General features: G+C 61.6%; 14 protein-coding genes. 7 read left to right on the top strand and 7 right to left on the bottom strand.

Annotated features, from left to right (window positions below):
* Positions 1 to 395 precede the first annotated feature (395 nt).
* Positions 396 to 1,949 (top strand): chromosomal replication initiator protein DnaA, encoded by a 1,554-nt coding sequence (dnaA, locus tag QO005_RS08530; RefSeq protein WP_307157573.1) that lies wholly within the window; start codon positions 396 to 398, stop codon positions 1,947 to 1,949.
* Between the two features lie 52 nt (positions 1,950 to 2,001).
* Here dnaA and QO005_RS08525 read toward each other — a convergent pair whose 3' ends face one another.
* The 5 genes from QO005_RS08525 to rph are packed head-to-tail and all read right to left on the bottom strand — an operon-like array spanning position 2,002 to position 5,765.
* Positions 2,002 to 2,739, bottom strand: a complete 738-nt coding sequence (locus QO005_RS08525; protein WP_307157572.1) for a class I SAM-dependent methyltransferase — start codon at positions 2,737 to 2,739, stop codon at positions 2,002 to 2,004.
* A gap of 42 nt (positions 2,740 to 2,781) precedes the next feature.
* Positions 2,782 to 3,963 (bottom strand): radical SAM family heme chaperone HemW, encoded by a 1,182-nt coding sequence (gene hemW, locus QO005_RS08520; protein ID WP_307157571.1) that lies wholly within the window; start codon positions 3,961 to 3,963, stop codon positions 2,782 to 2,784.
* A 6-nt stretch (positions 3,964 to 3,969) separates the two neighbouring features.
* Positions 3,970 to 4,614 carry an RdgB/HAM1 family non-canonical purine NTP pyrophosphatase gene (gene rdgB, locus QO005_RS08515; protein WP_307157570.1) on the bottom strand — a complete coding sequence of 215 codons (645 nt, stop codon included), beginning with the start codon at positions 4,612 to 4,614 and terminating at the stop codon, positions 3,970 to 3,972.
* Positions 4,601 to 5,035 (bottom strand): VOC family protein, encoded by a 435-nt coding sequence (locus QO005_RS08510; protein WP_307157569.1) that lies wholly within the window; start codon positions 5,033 to 5,035, stop codon positions 4,601 to 4,603. Before QO005_RS08510 ends, rdgB begins: the two co-directional genes overlap by 14 nt.
* 13 nt (positions 5,036 to 5,048) lie before the next feature.
* On the bottom strand, positions 5,049 to 5,765 hold the full coding sequence (gene rph, locus QO005_RS08505; protein WP_307157568.1) for a ribonuclease PH: 717 nt from the start codon (positions 5,763 to 5,765) through the stop codon (positions 5,049 to 5,051).
* A gap of 230 nt (positions 5,766 to 5,995) precedes the next feature.
* On the opposite strand from rph, the gene hrcA reads away from it, so the two are divergent.
* Together hrcA and grpE are read left to right on the top strand one after the other, a co-directional pair.
* Entirely contained in the window at positions 5,996 to 7,081 is a 1,086-nt protein-coding gene (gene hrcA / locus QO005_RS08500; RefSeq protein WP_307157567.1) for a heat-inducible transcriptional repressor HrcA, read from the top strand.
* A gap of 106 nt (positions 7,082 to 7,187) precedes the next feature.
* Positions 7,188 to 7,826: a nucleotide exchange factor GrpE gene (gene grpE / locus QO005_RS08495; RefSeq protein WP_307157565.1), complete on the top strand. Its 639-nt coding sequence runs from the start codon at positions 7,188 to 7,190 to the stop codon at positions 7,824 to 7,826.
* Positions 7,827 to 7,959: 133 nt separating this feature from the next.
* Here grpE and QO005_RS08490 read toward each other — a convergent pair whose 3' ends face one another.
* The gene (locus QO005_RS08490) at positions 7,960 to 8,772 is read right to left on the bottom strand and encodes a class II glutamine amidotransferase (protein WP_307157564.1); all 813 of its coding nucleotides are present in this window, start codon (positions 8,770 to 8,772) and stop codon (positions 7,960 to 7,962) included.
* Positions 8,773 to 9,357: 585 nt separating this feature from the next.
* Between QO005_RS08490 and QO005_RS08485 the strand changes: the two genes are divergently transcribed.
* Genes QO005_RS08485 through phnN form a run of 3 tightly spaced genes read left to right on the top strand, consistent with a single transcriptional unit; the run spans position 9,358 to position 11,794 of the window.
* Positions 9,358 to 10,053: a DUF1045 domain-containing protein gene (locus QO005_RS08485; protein ID WP_307157563.1), complete on the top strand. Its 696-nt coding sequence runs from the start codon at positions 9,358 to 9,360 to the stop codon at positions 10,051 to 10,053.
* Positions 10,054 to 10,055: 2 nt separating this feature from the next.
* Positions 10,056 to 11,198: an alpha-D-ribose 1-methylphosphonate 5-triphosphate diphosphatase gene (locus QO005_RS08480; protein WP_307157562.1), complete on the top strand. Its 1,143-nt coding sequence runs from the start codon at positions 10,056 to 10,058 to the stop codon at positions 11,196 to 11,198.
* The gene (phnN, locus tag QO005_RS08475; protein ID WP_307157561.1) at positions 11,198 to 11,794 is read left to right on the top strand and encodes a phosphonate metabolism protein/1,5-bisphosphokinase (PRPP-forming) PhnN; all 597 of its coding nucleotides are present in this window, start codon (positions 11,198 to 11,200) and stop codon (positions 11,792 to 11,794) included. The genes QO005_RS08480 and phnN overlap by 1 nt, the downstream gene beginning before the upstream one ends.
* Positions 11,795 to 11,849: 55 nt before the next feature.
* On the opposite strand, the gene polA is transcribed toward phnN, so the two are convergent.
* Positions 11,850 to 14,825 carry a DNA polymerase I gene (gene polA / locus QO005_RS08470; protein ID WP_307157749.1) on the bottom strand — a complete coding sequence of 992 codons (2,976 nt, stop codon included), beginning with the start codon at positions 14,823 to 14,825 and terminating at the stop codon, positions 11,850 to 11,852.
* Between polA and QO005_RS08465 the strand changes: the two genes are divergently transcribed.
* Positions 14,808 to 15,077 (top strand): hypothetical protein, encoded by a 270-nt coding sequence (locus QO005_RS08465; protein WP_307157560.1) that lies wholly within the window; start codon positions 14,808 to 14,810, stop codon positions 15,075 to 15,077. The two genes, polA and QO005_RS08465, sit on opposite strands and share 18 nt — an antisense overlap.
* The last annotated feature ends 37 nt before the right edge of the window (positions 15,078 to 15,114 follow it).

The following is a 15,114-nucleotide window of genomic DNA, read 5'->3' as shown; positions in this document are numbered from 1 at the left end:
GACGGTCTTCATAAACGAGGATGAAGGGCTGTTTCGAAAGACCTGCGGGAAAAGAGAACAGGTTTGCCGCAGGGGTGACCACGTCACCAAAGAGGGTCCGCTCTCCGAAAGGGAACAGAGAGGGCCTTAAAAAGATCGGGTATGGCAGGGATAATGCCGCACCGAAACGGATCTCCCGGAAAGCCTTGGCGACACGGGGGGCAAGAGAAGGTAGGGCCCTGGGGAGGTGTGCTGGTTTCCGGCAGTCCGAAGTCCAGGGGCATGTCATCGCTTCGCATCTGCGGGTGGTGAACGGGGGTCACATGTATCGTTCAGTTTCGGACGATGCCGGGAAAACGAGCGTCGGGCAGGTATGGCAGTTGCCCGGCATCTTAGGAAAAGTGGAAGGCGGCGATATGCAAATGAATATGGTGACGGCAAGTGCGGTAGCCGGTGGGGACGAGGCGCGCACGACGAAGCAGGCCGTTTGCCCTGATACGGCGGGAGAGACTTCCGAAATCATGCATGACGCGCTGTTCGAACGCTTTTGTGTGCGTTTGAAAGCCCAGGTCGGTGCTGATGTCTTCGCCAGCTGGTTTGGCCGGTTGAAGCTGCATTCGGCATCGAAGAGCGTGATCCGGCTTTCCGTGCCGACAACGTTTCTGAAGTCCTGGATCAACAATCGTTATCTGGATCTCATCACCACCATTCTTCAGGCTGAGGATCCAAGCATTCTGAAGGTGGAAATCCTCGTGCGCAGCGCCAGCCGCAATGGCCGCGTGGCCGGTGGCGAAGACCGCAGCACGGTGGCCGAAACGACGGCCCAGCCTGTGCAGCAGAAGCGCTCCGCTCCGCAATCGGCCACGCCGCTTGCCGCAGCCGCGCCTGCCATCGCCCAGCCACAGCGCCAGCCCGCTCAGGGCCCGCTCTTCGGCTCGCCGCTCGACAGCCGCTTCACCTTCGACGCCTTCATCGAAGGCGCCTCGAACCGGGTGGCCGTTGCCGCTGCCAAGACCATTGCCGAAGCCGGGGCCGGAGCCGTGCGCTTCAACCCGCTGTTCATCCATTCCTCCGTCGGTCTTGGAAAGACCCATCTGCTGCAAGCCATTGCCAACGCGGCGATCCAGAGCCCGCGGGCCCCGCGTGTCGTCTATCTGACGGCGGAATATTTCATGTGGCGCTTTGCCACCGCAATCCGCGACAATGATGCTTTGACGCTGAAGGACTCGCTGCGCAACATCGATCTCCTGATCATCGATGACATGCAGTTCCTCCAGGGCAAGACGATCCAGCACGAATTCTGTCACCTCCTGAACATGCTGCTCGATAGCGCCAAGCAGGTTGTGGTGGCCGCCGACCGCGCCCCATGGGAGCTGGAAAGCCTCGATCAACGTGTCCGCTCGCGCCTCCAGGGTGGCGTGGCCATTGAAATGGAAGCGCCGGATTATGAAATGCGCCTCGACATGCTGAAGGTGCGTCTGGGCAATGCCCGCCGGGAAGATCCGAGCCTCGATATCCCCGAGGATATTCTGGCGCATGTGGCGCGCAACGTTGCCAGCAGCGGCCGTGATCTCGAAGGTGCGTTCAACCAGCTGGTCTTCCGCCGCTCCTTCGAGGCAAACCTGACGGTCGATCGTGTGGATGAGCTTCTGGCGCATCTCGTCGGCTCTTCCGATCAGAAGCGTGTCCGGATCGAGGACATTCAGCGCATCGTGGCACGCCATTACAATGTCTCGCGGCAGGAACTGGTCTCGAACCGCCGCACGCGGGTCATCGTCAAGCCGCGTCAGATTGCGATGTATCTGTCCAAGACCATGACGCCGCGCTCCTTCCCGGAAATCGGACGTCGTTTTGGTGGACGTGACCATACCACCGTGCTGCACGCGGTGCGCAAGATCGAAGAGTTGATTGCCGGCGATCAGAAGCTTTCGCAGGAAATCGAACTGCTGCGCCGTCTGATCAACGAGTAATCAGGTGTCAAAAAAGGGCTCGGCTATGCCGGGCCCTTTTATTTTGCTCGGGTCAGGTTCGGGCGATGACGATAATTTCCGGGCTCTGTGTTGTGAAGACAGAGCCGTCCCACCAGCCAAGCAGATCGATCGTCCGAAATCCCGCTTCGTTGAAAAGGCGGCGAATGGTTTGGGCGGAGGCAAAGCGCAGACGGCTTTCACTGATGAAGGTTTTGCCGCTTTCGACCACTGTGAAGACGGCATCGAAGGTTACATGCTCGTCTTCCACCCGTTTCACCTCATAGAAGACTTCCACGCGTCCAGCATCTGCAATTTCGGCTGAGGACCGGGTTTTTTCCGGTGTCCAGTCTTGCCAGGCCTTTTGAAGAGGGTTGCGGCTTTCGATGATAATCGTGCCTTCCGGTGCCAGATGGCGGTGGATGGCCTTCAGGGCTGCATGTGTTTCCCGATCATCCTGAAAGACCTGAAACACATGGCCTGTCATGATCGCGAGGTCGAAGCGCCTTTCGCTTTGGAAATCTTCTGCTGTTGTCTGATGCCACTCGACCTTGTGAGCCCCGTCCTTTTGCCGGGCCACCGTCAACATGCCTGGAGCGGGGTCTATGCCGGTGACCTTATGGCCTTTAGCCGCAAGACGTAAGGTCACCGAGCCTGTGCCGCACCCGACATCCAGAATACGGCAGGGCTGTTTCGCAAAGTTCTCATAGAAAGCGCCATCCTCGCCATGATGGTTGAACGCGTCATAAAAACGCGCCATTTCAAAACGTGCGAAGGCGTCATCCACGGGCATCGCGCTCCTCCTCTTCGGTTGCTTACATGGAGGAGTATGGGATCAGCAGGCGAGATCGGCAACCACGGCGTCCAGCACCAGCATGCCCTTGGGCGTGCAGCGCAGACGGGAATTGCCAAGGCGTTCTATGAAACCGTGTTCCAGTAAAAACTGCTCGCGCACCGGATCGGGATCGCGGCCGGAAAGCTCCTGCCAGCGGGCGAGATCCACGCCTTCGCGCAGGCGCAGGCCCATCAGCAGCAATTCATCGGCCTGCTCGTCATTGCCCAGCAGGTCCTGGTCCACCATGCCGTGACCTTCAGCTTCCACCGCCTCCAGCCAGCGTTCCGGATTGCGTTCGGTGGCGGTCGCCAGTTTCTTGTGGGCCTGGCTCAGGCGGCCATGGGCGCCGGGGCCGATGCCGGCATAATCGCCATAGCGCCAATAGGTGAGGTTATGACGGCTTTCCGCGCCGGGTCTTGCGTGGTTGGAAACCTCGTAAGCCGGGAGCCCCTCGGAGGCTGTGATGTCCTGGGTTGCCTCGTAAAGCTCGGCGGCGCGGTCCTCATCCGGCGTGATGATCTTGCCAGCCTTGTGCAGGCCAAAAAAGGGCGTGCCTTCCTCAATGGTCAACTGGTAGAGCGACAGGTGATCCACGGCATAGGAGATCGCCTGCCGCAATTCCTGTTCCCAGGCCTCCACCGTCTGGTCCGGTCTGGCATAGATGAGATCGAAGGACATGCGCGGGAAAATCTCCCGTGCCAGACGCACCGCCTTCAGCGCATCCTCCACCGAATGCAGGCGGCCAAGGAATTTCAGGTCCCTGTCGTTCAAGGCCTGAACGCCGAGCGACACCCGGTTGACGCCCGCGGCGCGATAGCCGCGAAACCGCTCTGCCTCGACGCTGGTGGGGTTGGCCTCCATGGTGATTTCGATGCCGCGCGGCACGGTCCAGTGCCGGGCGATGCCGTCCAGAATGGTGCCCACCGTTGCCGGATCCATCAGCGACGGCGTGCCGCCGCCCATGAAGATGCTGGTCACGGTTTTCGGGCCGCTCAAGGCCCGCATGACCTCCATCTCCTTGAGGAAGGCAGCGGCGAAACGCGGCTGATCGATCTTCTGATGCCGGACATGGCTGTTGAAGTCGCAATAGGGGCATTTGGCCGCGCAGAAAGGCCAATGCACATAGATGCCGAAGCCAGGCTCGCCCGTATCCGGAAGCAGAAGGGAGGTGGGCTCGGCCATGAGCGGTCAGGCGTCCAGGCAGGTTTCAACGAAGATCTTGAAGGCGCGGGCGCGGTGCGACAGCGCCTGCGGCTGGCCGGGCTTCCAGCCGTGCTTTTCTTCCGATGTCATCTCACCGAAGGTGCGGTCATGGCCCTCAGGCTGGAAGATCGGGTCATAGCCAAAGCCTGCCGTGCCACGCGGGGCAGGGGCAATCACGCCCTCGACCTCGCCCCGGAACATTTCCGTATGGCCATCTGGCCAGGCGAGGCAAAGAACGCTGACGAAGCGCGCCGTGCGGGCCTCGGGCGTCAAGGCGCCCTTCTCTGCCAAGGCTTTTTCCACCTTGTCCATCGCCATGGCAAAATCGCGGCTGCCGTCCGGCCTTTCCGCCCAGTTGGCGGTGTAGACACCGGGGGCACCCTCCAGAGCATCGATTACCAGGCCGGAATCGTCCGACAGGGCCGGAAGGCCGGAGGCCTTGGCCGAGGCGAGCGCCTTGATCGCGGCATTGTCCTCGAAGGTCGTGCCGGTTTCCTCGGGCTCGATGAAGTTCAGTTCCTTGGCGGATTTCGCCGAAAACCCGAAGGGGCCGATCAGATCGGCAATCTCGGCGATTTTTCCGGCATTATGACTGGCCACGACAATGGTTTTGGTCTCAAGCTTGCGCATCTTCGTCCTCAATACCCCAGAGACGGGCCTCGGCACATTCCAGGCTGTTGCCCGCCGGATCGCGGAAATAGATCGAACGGGCGCTGTTCGGCCAGAAGAAATCGGCCTCGATCTCGACGCCAGCCTCCAGCAGTCGGGCTTTGACGCCCTCTATCTCCGCTGCCGCAACCCGAAAGCAGACATGGCCAGGCCCGCGCGCACCATGCGGCGGCACGGGAAGCGCGCCCTGCGGCGCGGGTTTTACCGTTTCCGCCGGGTTGAACACCAGCAACACACCCGGCCCGCAACGATAGAACACATGGCGCTCTGCCTCCCGCAGGATCTTTTCAAAGCCCAGCAGCCCGCCATAAAACCCCTCCGCCGCGTCGATATCGTCGACATAGATTGCGGTTTCCAGCACGGCTTCGAGGGGAAGGGCCATGGCTTACTCCTCTTTAACCCAAGGCTTGTTTCTGCAGGTCCACCAGGCTTGCAATGCCGTTGCGGGCAAGGTCGAGCAGCGTCAGGAACTCGTCCTGGCTGAAGGGCTTGCCTTCCGCCGTGCCCTGGATTTCAACGATGCCACCGGCACCCGTCATGACGAAATTGGCATCGGTTTCGGCTGCGGAATCCTCCAGATAATCGAGATCGATCACCGGCTGGGCGGCAAAGATGCCGCAGGAAATCGCGGCGACATGGTCCTTCAGCACGCGCTCCACCTTGACCATGTTGCGCGCTTCCATCCATTTCAGACAGTCGTGCAGGGCAAGCCAGGCGCCGGTGATGGAGGCCGTGCGGGTGCCGCCGTCCGCCTGCAAGACGTCGCAGTCGATCGAGATCTGGCGTTCGCCCAGCGCTTCCAGGTCGACGACGGCGCGCAGCGAACGGCCGATCAGCCGCTGGATTTCCAGCGTGCGGCCACCCTGCTTGCCGGAGGCGGCTTCGCGCTTCATGCGTTCGCCCGTGGCACGCGGCAGCATGCCGTATTCGGCGGTCACCCAGCCCTTGCCGGTATTGCGCAGCCATGGCGGGGTCTTGTCTTCCAGGCTTGCCGTGCACAGCACATGGGTGTCGCCGAACTTCACCAGGCAGGAGCCTTCCGCATGTTTGGACACATTGCGCTCGAAGCTCACCTTGCGCATCTGATCGGTTTTTCTGCCTGAAGGCCGCATTGTCTTCTCCCAAAAGCACAAGGGAGACATTTCCCTCCTGCATCAACACGACCGAAGCCAGGTGCCGTTTGGGTGCCAAGGCTTCGGGGATCTCTGCTGCCTTCTAAGGTCGCTTGGCGGCTTTTGCAAAGGAAAAGCCATGACGGGCACGGCACGCCGTTAAAATACCGTTGTTAAGCCGTTGCGGCGGGCTATATTATGAGAATTGAAACGGATCATCCGAAGGGCAGATGGGTAACAGCACGATCAGGGACGGCCAGATTTCCTCGGCACTGGACGAACGGTCCAGGGAAGTGTTTCGCCGCATCGTGGAAACTTATCTCGATTCCGGCGAGCCGCTGGGCTCGCGCAATCTGTCGCGCATCCTGCCGATGACGCTCTCGCCCGCCTCGGTGCGCAATGTGATGAGCGATCTGGAGGAACTGGGCCTTATCTATGCGCCGCATATCAGCGCCGGTCGCCTGCCAACCCAGATGGGCCTGCGCTTCTTCGTCGATGCCTTCATGCAGGTGGGCAATCTCTCGGAGGAGGAGCGGGGCTCGATCGAGCGGCAGATCCGCCCCAGCGAAGACGACCAGTCGATGGAGGGCGTGTTCAACGAGGCAAGCCGGATGCTATCCGGCCTGTCGCGCGGAGCGGGGCTGGTGATCGCCGCCAAGTCCGATCCGGTGTTGAAACATGTCGAATTCATCCGGCTCGAACCGACCAAGGCACTGGCCGTGCTGGTGGGCGAGCATAACCAGGTGGAAAACCGCATCATCGACTTGCCCGCAGGCGTCACCGCCTCGCAATTGACCGAGGCGGCCAATTTTCTCAACGCCCATCTGGCAGGCCAGACGCTGCATGAGGTGCGCAGTCAGCTGGAAAAGCTGAAAGGTCAGGTGGAGAGCGAACTGGATGAGCTTTCCCGCGATCTGGTGGAGCGCGGGCTTGCGGTCTGGTCGGGCGGCGAGGGGGAAAAACCGACGCGGCTGATCGTCCGCGGCCGGGCCAATCTGCTGGAGGGGCTGGCGGGCCTGGAGGATATAGACCGGCTGCGCCTGCTGTTCGACGATCTGGAGCGCAAGGAAAGCCTGATCGAGATCCTCAATCTCGCCGAAACCGGCCCCGGTGTGCGGATTTTCATCGGCTCGGAAAACAAGCTGTTTTCTCTCTCGGGCTCATCGCTGATCGTCGCGCCCTATCGCGACGGCGATGACCGCATCGTCGGTGCGGTCGGCGTGATCGGGCCGACGCGGCTCAACTATTCCCGCATCGTGCCGATGGTGGATTACACCGCCCAGCTCATGGCGCGGCTGTCACGCAAAGGCAGCTGATAGGGTTTTCCCGTGCATCTCTTGCATCGCGCGCTCTTGATTTTTGCCGGGCGAACGCTGATATCGGGCGCGGACAACACGCATTCCAAGCATACCGGAGAACGTCATGACCGACGACACAACCAAGAACGGACCTGACGCTGCTGCGGCTGACGCGCAGGCGCAAACCAAGACCGAAGCCCCCGAGGCAACTCCTGCTGTCGAGGAGCCGAAGGCCGAAACGCCCGATCCGCTGGCGGCGCTGCAGGCGGAGAACGCCGATCTGCGCGACCGTTTCCTGCGGCTTGCCGCCGATATGGATAATCTGCGCCGCCGCACCGACCGCGACGTCAAGGACGCCAAATCCTATGCCGTGACCAGCTTTGCCCGCGATATGCTGGCGGTTTCGGACAATCTGCGCCGCGCCATCGAGGCCGTGCCGGCGGAAGCCCGCGAGGCTGCCGAGGCTGGTCTGGCCGCGTTGATCGAGGGCGTGGAGATGACCGAGCGCCACATGCTCTCTACGCTTGAGCGTCACGGGGTGAAGAAAATCGAACCCGAGGGCCAGCGTTTCGACCCGAACTTCCATCAGGCCATGTTCGAGGTTCCGAACCCGAATGTGCCGAACAACACCGTGGTGCAGGTGGTGCAGGCCGGTTACACGATCGGCGACCGCGTCTTGCGCCCCGCCATGGTCGGTGTGGCCAAGGGTGGCCCGAAGGCCGATTCCGCCGCTGCGCAGGAAGAGACCAGCAAGGCGGAGTGATAGATTCGGGAGCGCTTCCGTGTTTCACCGAAGCGCTCTCATTCTTGGTTTTTCAGCCTATCTGAACGAAAAACCGTTGGCGCTTCTCTCGAAGGGGCAATACCTCTTGAGCGACATTTCTGATCAAGGAATGTCAGGCCATTTCCCGTTCGCGGGTTTCAAGCCGCCCCTGATCGGGTGTGAAGCCTGCAATATTCAGCCCGTCTTCACCCAGGATGACGGCACTACCGGCGGGAACCTCTACCCAGCTTTCGCTATTGTCGTCCAGGGGTTCCGAGACCAGGCAATAGCCGCCTTCAGCGCCCATCGGCCCGGCATAAAGGGTCGGGGCGAATTCGTCCGTAGAATAGCGCACGGCATAAAGGGTTGCGCCATCGGAAAAGGCGGCGGTGAAGCGCACGCGGGCCTCTCCGGTCATGTGGCGGCTGAGGCCTTCCACAAAGCCGATGGCTTCCGCCATGGCCGCCAGCGGGCGCTCCGCCATGCCGAACTGCATGGCGAGCAGGAACAGCAGTTCTGAATCGGTGGTGCCGTGACGCGCGTTGAAATGCGTATCGTCCAGCATGGCTTCCATGGAGCGGCGAATGCGGTCGAAATGATCGATCTGCCCATTGTGCATGAAGGACCAAGGGCCGAGCACGAAGGGATGGCAATTGTCGCGCCGGGTCGCGCCATGGGTGGCGGCCCGTACATGGGCCAGAAACAGCCGCGAGCGGATCTGCCGGGCAATGCTTTTCAAATTGCAATCGGACCACGCAGGCAAAACATCGCGAAAACGTCCGGGTTCCGCACGGTCGCCGTACCAGGCGAGACCAAAGCCATCGGCATTGGTGGAGGTCTTGGCGCGCGTGGCGCAGACGGATTGTTCAATCAGAGAGTGAGCAGGCGAAGACACCAACTCCTCGATGAAAAGCGGTTCTCCCCGATAGGCTGCCCAGCGACACATGTCTTGAAAAGCTCCAGTGACCGGCCCTGTTCGCAGCCGATAACACCATTGTTGATGGCAATTGATAACGAAGCATGAAGCTTCATGCCTTTCATGACAAATTTTTGACCAAGCGCACAATCACATTTCGCAGCGCAATATTTCGCTGTGTGAAGCGCCTTGGCAAAGCAGGGGATTTCGGCGGGCTCAATCGCCGCTATGACGGGCATACCAGGCGGCGCAAAGGGCGGATACCGTAATCATCACCGTCAGGAACAGGCCGAACATCATTTCGATTTCCATGGCGCTACCCTCATATGGAGCAAGGATTTCAGGGTAACGCGCAAAAGTTACAGAAGTTTCACCGAAGTGTCACCGAAGCGCCGTGGACCTGTCGCAGTCCGGTGCAAGAGGTTTCGCTTAGGATCATTCCATGCTTCGATGAAACACGGAATGATCCCAGCTTTTTGTTTCTACGTATTTCCGGAGGGAAAACCGGTTTCCACTTTTCCTGGAAATACTAGAAAGCCTTGCCTCCAAGCCTTGCCATGCGACAAGGGGCTGGAGGACAATGCAGCCCTCCGAAGCGATTCCAGGATCCTGCCCTTGCGCTATGCCCTCTATTTCACCCCTCCGGCCGACGATGTCCTGACCATGGCCGCCGCCCGCTGGCTGGGCCGGGATGCCTTTGCGGGCAATACCTTGCCGCAGCCCGAAATCCCCGGCTTTTCGCCCGAGGAATTTGCCGCTCTGACCGCCGATCCGCGCCGCTATGGTTTTCACGCGACGTTGAAGGCACCCTTTGCCCTGCGGGAGGGCCGGACGGAAGAGGCATTGCTGGATGCCTTTGCCGAATTTTGCGCGAATAATGCGCCGCTGACCGTGCCGTCCGTGCGGGTCGATCAGCTTGGCCCCTTTTTCGCGCTGGTGCCTTCGGCTCTCTACGCGGATCTGCAGACGTTTGCGGCCCGCATTGTCGAGGCTTTCGACCCCTTCCGGGCACCGTTGAGCGAGGCCGACCGGGCGCGGCGCAAGCCGGAAAGGCTGTCTGAAACCGAGCGCGCCTTGCTGGACCGCTGGGGCTATCCCTATGTCATGGACGCCTTCCGTTTTCACATGACGCTGACGGGGCCGGTGCCCGAGGCTCAGGCCCCCGCGATGGCGGCAGCGACGTCCAAAGCGTTTCATCCCTTCATTGACAGGCCGCTTGAAATTTCCGGCCTTGGACTTTTTCAGGAGCCGTCGCCCGGCGCGGCGTTTACCCTTCACACGTGGCTGCCCCTTCAGGGCAAACGAGGTTGACCATGTCGCAGGAAACAGTTTTCAACAATGCCACCGTCGTTCTGGAAAACGGCGTGCTGCTGAATGGCGCGGTGGTGGTCCGGGACGGGCTGATCGCCGAGGTTTCCGAAGGGCCGAGCCGGGTGGGTGAGGATTTCGGCGGCGATTACCTGATCCCCGGACTGGTGGAACTGCATACCGACCATCTGGAAAGCCACTATTCGCCGCGTCCCGGCGTGCGCTGGAACAAGACGGCGGCCATCCAGGCCCATGATGCGCAAGTGGCCGCCTCCGGTATCACCACGGTTTTCGATTGCCTGCGCATGGGCTCGGATGAAGATGGCGGTTTCGAAAAGGGCGAGATGCGCGAGATGGCGGACGCCATCCAGGCCGCCGAGCGCGACAACCGCCTGCGCGCCGAGCATCTTTTGCATCTGCGTTGCGAAGTGGCCTCCGACAATGTGATGGATCATTTTGCCGATTTCGAGCAGGATCCGCATGTGCGGCTGGTGTCGATGATGGACCATTCCCCGGGCCAGCGTCAGTTCCAGACCATGGAGCAATACACGCTCTACTACAAGACCAAGCGCGGCCTGACGGATGAGCAGTTCGCCCGCTTCGTGGCATCACGCCTGGCGCTGTCGGAGCGCTATGCCGCCCGCCATCGCGATGAACTGGCGAAAATCTGCGCCGCGCGCGGCATCACCGTCGCCAGCCATGACGATGCCACGCTAGAGCATGTGGAAGAGGCCAAGGGCCACGGCGTGAAGCTGGCCGAATTTCCAACCAGCCTCGAGGCGGCGGATGCCTCGCACAAGGCCGGCATGAGCGTGCTGATGGGCGCGCCGAACGTGGTGCGCGGCGGCTCGCATTCCGGTAACATCGCAGCCGCCGACCTTGCCGAACGCGGCGTGCTGGATGTTCTGTCATCCGATTATATTCCCTTCAGCCTGCTTTATGCGCCCTTCATGCTGGCGGACCGCTTCGAGGGTATCCACCTGCCGCAGGCGCTGTCCATGGTCACGGCCACGCCCGCCCGCACCGTGGGGCTGGATGATCGAGGCCGGATCGCGCCCGGCCTGCGCGCCGATCTCGTGCGGGTGCGTCGCGACCACGGGGTGCCGGTGGTGCGCTCCGTCTGGCGGCAGGGGCAGCGGGTGGTGTGATGAGCCTCATCCCAGCCGGGACATCCCGACAGCCGCAGGCCGCAACCGGCTGTCTCATTGCCGTGGTGGGGCCTTCGGGGGCGGGCAAGGACAGCCTGATCGATTTCGCCAGACGGCATTTTGCGGGGCAGGACGGCGTGCATTTTGCCCGCCGGATCATCACCCGTGACGCCCAGGCCGGTGGGGAAGACCACCAGCCTGCCACGCCGGAAGAATTCGAGGCATGGCGTGCGACAGGCCGCTTTGCCGTGGACTGGCAGGCGCATGGACTATGCTATGGCATTCCGGCAGACGTCTGCGGCCTGCTCGGCCAGGGCCAGGTGGTGATCGCCAACGGTTCCCGTTCAGTCCTGCCGCGCTTTGCGGACGCCTTTGGGTGTCTGCTGGTGGTGAATGTCACCGCCAGACCCGAGGTGCTGGCCGACCGCCTGGAAGCGCGCGGCCGCGAAAGCCGCGAGGATATTCTGGCGCGGCTGGCGCGAAGCTCGCTGGCCATTCGCGGGGATTATCATGTGGTGGAGATAGACAATTCCGGCCTGCTGGAAGAGGCTGGCCGGAAATTTGTGGCGGTGATCGAGGATCAGTTGCTGCGGTGATCGGTAGGTGAGCGCATTTTCAGGAGAACCGGTTTCGGCTTTCCCTGGAAATGCTCTAATGCGCCTCGTCCCAATTGTTCGCGGCCCGGGCATCCACTTTGAGCGGCACGCGCATGGCAACGGCTGGCATGGCCGCCTGTTCCATGGTGGCGGTGATCACGGGCATGGCCGCGTCCACGGCATCATCCTCCACTTCGAAGATCAATTCGTCATGCACCTGCAGCAGCATGCGCACGCGCTCGGAAAGGCCGGCCTTTTCCAGGGCAGGCTCGATCTGGATCATCGCACGGCGGATGATATCCGCCGCCGAGCCCTGGATCGGCGCATTGATGGCGGCCCGCTCATTGAAGGCGCGCATGGACGGGTTTGAGGACTTGATCTCCGGATAATGGGCGCGGCGGCCGAAAATGGTTTCCACATAGCCGTGCTCGCGGGCAAAGGCCTTGGTGTTTTCCATATAGTCGCGAATGCCGGGGAAGCGCTCGAAATAGCGCTTGATATAGTCCCCCGCTTCCGAGCGCTCGATGCTGAGCTGGTTGGCGAGGCCAAAGGCGGAAATGCCGTAGATAATGCCGAAATTGATTGCCTTGGCGCGGCGGCGCACTTCGGAAGGCATGCCCTCCACCGGAACGCCGAACATTTCCGAGGCGGTCATCGCATGAATATCGACGCCATCGGCAAAGGCCTGGCGAAGCTGCGGGATCTCCGCCACATGGGCCAGCACGCGAAGTTCGATCTGGCTGTAATCGGCAGACAGCAGCTTGTGGCCCGGCGTCGAGATGAAAGCGGTGCGGATCTTTCGCCCTTCCGCCGTGCGCACGGGAATATTCTGGAGATTGGGCTCAGAGGAGGAAAGCCGCCCCGTGGTGGTGGAGGCGAGCGAATAGCTGGTATGGACCCGCTTTGTCTGAGGGTGCACATAGCCGGGCAGGGCATCGGTATAGGTGGATTTCAGCTTGGTCAGCTGGCGCCAGTCAACAATCTTGCGCGGCAGAGGTGCGCCCTGGGCGGCGAGATCTTCCAGCACCTGCGCCGAGGTGGACCATTGGCCGGTCTTGGTTTTCGAGCCGCCGGGCAGGCCCATCTTGCCGAAGAGAATATCGCCGAGCTGTTTGGGGGAGCCGACGTTGAAACGCTCTCCCGCCAGTTCGTAGATCTCGTCCTCGAAGGCGGCAGCCTTCTGGGCCAGTTCGCCGGAAAGGCGCGACAGGATCTGCCGGTCGATGGTGATGCCACGCGCTTCCATATGCGCCAGAACCGGCACCAGCGGCCGTTCCAGCCGTTCATAAACCCGCGTCAGACCCATGGCCGCCAGGCGCGGCTTCATCACCAGCCACAGGCGCAGCGTCACATCCGCATCTTCTGCGGCATAGGCGGTGGCCTTGTCGATATCCACCAGATCAAAGGTGACGGCGCCCTTGCCGGAACCGGCAACCTCCTTATAGGTAATCGGTGTATGGCCAAGCCAGCGTTCGGAGAGCGCGTCCATGCCATGGGTGCCCTGGCCGGCTTCCAGCACATAGGAAATGAGCATGGTATCGTCGAAGCTCTTCAACGTGATGCCGTAGCGCTTCATGACGAGGTAATCATATTTCAGGTTCTGCGCCACCTTGAGAACGGCCGGGTCTTCCAGCAGCCCTTTCAGGGCGGCCAGCGCGTCCGCCATCGGAATCTGGCCTTCCGCATGGCCGCCACCCAGAAGATCGCCATGGCCGGTGCGGTGGCCAAGCGGGATATAGGCGGCCTTGATGGCCGATGCGCCCGGGGTGGAGCTGTTGTCCTGCAGCGCCAGCGAAAAGCCGACAAGCTCCGCCTGCATGGGGTCGAGCGAATTGGTTTCCGTATCGAAGGCGACGAGGCCGCTTTCCCGGGCTTCCGAGAGCCAGAGCGTGAGGGTCGGCAGGTCGCGGATCGTCACGTAGCGGCTGCGGTCGATCTCCTTGCCGCCGAAGGCCTCCAGCCGGGCGGCGGCAAGATCATCCGGTTTGGTGCCATCGGTTTTTCCGGGCGTGCTGGCCAAGGGTGCGGGCGAGACGGCGGCGGACGATGCCTGAGGCTCCGCGCCCGGATCGAGGTCCGGCCCATGGGCGGCCTCTCCCCATTCCACCACCAGCGTGGCGGGGGCAATGGCGCTTGCATCGCAATCGCAGGCCTCCGCCACCCGGCGGGTAAGGCTGGTGAACTCCATGGCCTTCAGGAAGGCGATGAGCTTCGGCCCGTCCTGCTTTTCCAGCATCAGTGCATCGAGCGGCATGTCCAGCGGCACATCGGTGCGCAGCGTGACGAGTTGCCGGGAAATCTGCACCAGATTCCGGCCCGCCAGAATGTTTTCCCGGCGCTTGGCCTGCTTGATCTCCTCTGCACGGGCGAGCAGCGTATCGAGATCGCCATATTCTTCCAGGAGCTGGGCGGCGGTCTTCGGGCCAATCCCGGGAATGCCGGGAATATTGTCGGTGCTGTCGCCGGTCAGCGATTGCAGGTCGATCATCTTTTCCGGCGGCACACCCCATTTCTCGATCACTTCGGGAATGCCGATCTGCTTGTCCTTCATGCTGTCATACATATGGACATTGGGCGTCACCAACTGCATCAGGTCCTTGTCGGAGGAGACGATGGTGACATCCGCGCCGATCGCTTCCGCCGCGCGGGCATAGGTGGCGATGATATCATCGGCCTCGAAGCCTTCGGTCTCGATGCAGGGCAGATTGAAGGCGCGGGTGGCCTGGCGGATCAAACCGAACTGCGGCACCAGATCTTCCGGCGGTGCCGAGCGGTTGGCCTTGTATTCGGGATAGATGTCCTTGCGGAATGTCTTCGACGAGTAATCGAAGATCACCGCCAGATGGCTGGGCGTGACGCCGACAGAGGTATCGCGCGCATCGGTCAACAGCTTCCATAGCATGTTGCAGAAGCCCGAAACCGCGCCCACCGGCAGGCCATCGGATTTGCGGGTCAGGGCCGGAAGCGCGTGAAAGGCCCGGAAGATGAAGCCGGAGCCGTCGACAAGAAAGAGATGATCGCCTTTTTTCATGGTCACAGGGATACAGTATCGGATGGAAAAGTGGAAACCGGTTTTCCGATCATCCGCTGCAAAAACCTTGGCCCCGGAAACCTTGGCCCCGGAAACCTTGGCGCTGCAAAAACCGTCGCGATGACATCCTTGCCCGCCGGGCGCAAGGATGTGGACTGCCTGTGGTGGATCGATCGCCACCGGGGCCACCTTGCGAGATTCGGCGGCGGCTTAAAGATCGGCGGAAATTTTTCTGCAAAAAATTCGTTTTGAAGGGGATGGAATCGGGCGTCCGAGGCCCGGAAATCAT

The sequence above is a fragment of the Allorhizobium paknamense genome (assembly GCF_030815125.1).
In the GTDB taxonomy this organism is placed as follows: Bacteria; Pseudomonadota; Alphaproteobacteria; order Rhizobiales; family Rhizobiaceae; genus Allorhizobium; species Allorhizobium paknamense.
Note: the sequence above shows the minus strand (reverse complement) of the source record. Positions and strands in the feature narration are given on the sequence as shown.

Excerpts from the sequence above, each read along its gene's own strand:
- grpE (WP_307157565.1), top strand. The coding sequence starts at position 7,188 with ATGACCGACGACACAACCAAGAACGGACCTGACGCTGCTGCGGCTGAC.
- hemW (WP_307157571.1), bottom strand. The coding sequence starts at position 3,963 with ATGGCCGAGCCCACCTCCCTTCTGCTTCCGGATACGGGCGAGCCTGGC.
- QO005_RS08510 (WP_307157569.1), bottom strand. The coding sequence starts at position 5,035 with ATGGCCCTTCCCCTCGAAGCCGTGCTGGAAACCGCAATCTATGTCGAC.
- hrcA (WP_307157567.1), top strand. The coding sequence starts at position 5,996 with ATGGGTAACAGCACGATCAGGGACGGCCAGATTTCCTCGGCACTGGAC.
- QO005_RS08490 (WP_307157564.1), bottom strand. The coding sequence starts at position 8,772 with ATGTGTCGCTGGGCAGCCTATCGGGGAGAACCGCTTTTCATCGAGGAG.
- QO005_RS08465 (WP_307157560.1), top strand. The coding sequence starts at position 14,808 with ATGATCGCCTTTTTTCATGGTCACAGGGATACAGTATCGGATGGAAAA.
- rph (WP_307157568.1), bottom strand. The coding sequence starts at position 5,765 with ATGCGGCCTTCAGGCAGAAAAACCGATCAGATGCGCAAGGTGAGCTTC.
- phnN (WP_307157561.1), top strand. The coding sequence starts at position 11,198 with ATGAGCCTCATCCCAGCCGGGACATCCCGACAGCCGCAGGCCGCAACC.
- QO005_RS08480 (WP_307157562.1), top strand. The coding sequence starts at position 10,056 with ATGTCGCAGGAAACAGTTTTCAACAATGCCACCGTCGTTCTGGAAAAC.
- dnaA (WP_307157573.1), top strand. The coding sequence starts at position 396 with ATGCAAATGAATATGGTGACGGCAAGTGCGGTAGCCGGTGGGGACGAG.
- rdgB (WP_307157570.1), bottom strand. The coding sequence starts at position 4,614 with ATGCGCAAGCTTGAGACCAAAACCATTGTCGTGGCCAGTCATAATGCC.
- QO005_RS08525 (WP_307157572.1), bottom strand. The coding sequence starts at position 2,739 with ATGCCCGTGGATGACGCCTTCGCACGTTTTGAAATGGCGCGTTTTTAT.
- polA (WP_307157749.1), bottom strand. The coding sequence starts at position 14,825 with ATGAAAAAAGGCGATCATCTCTTTCTTGTCGACGGCTCCGGCTTCATC.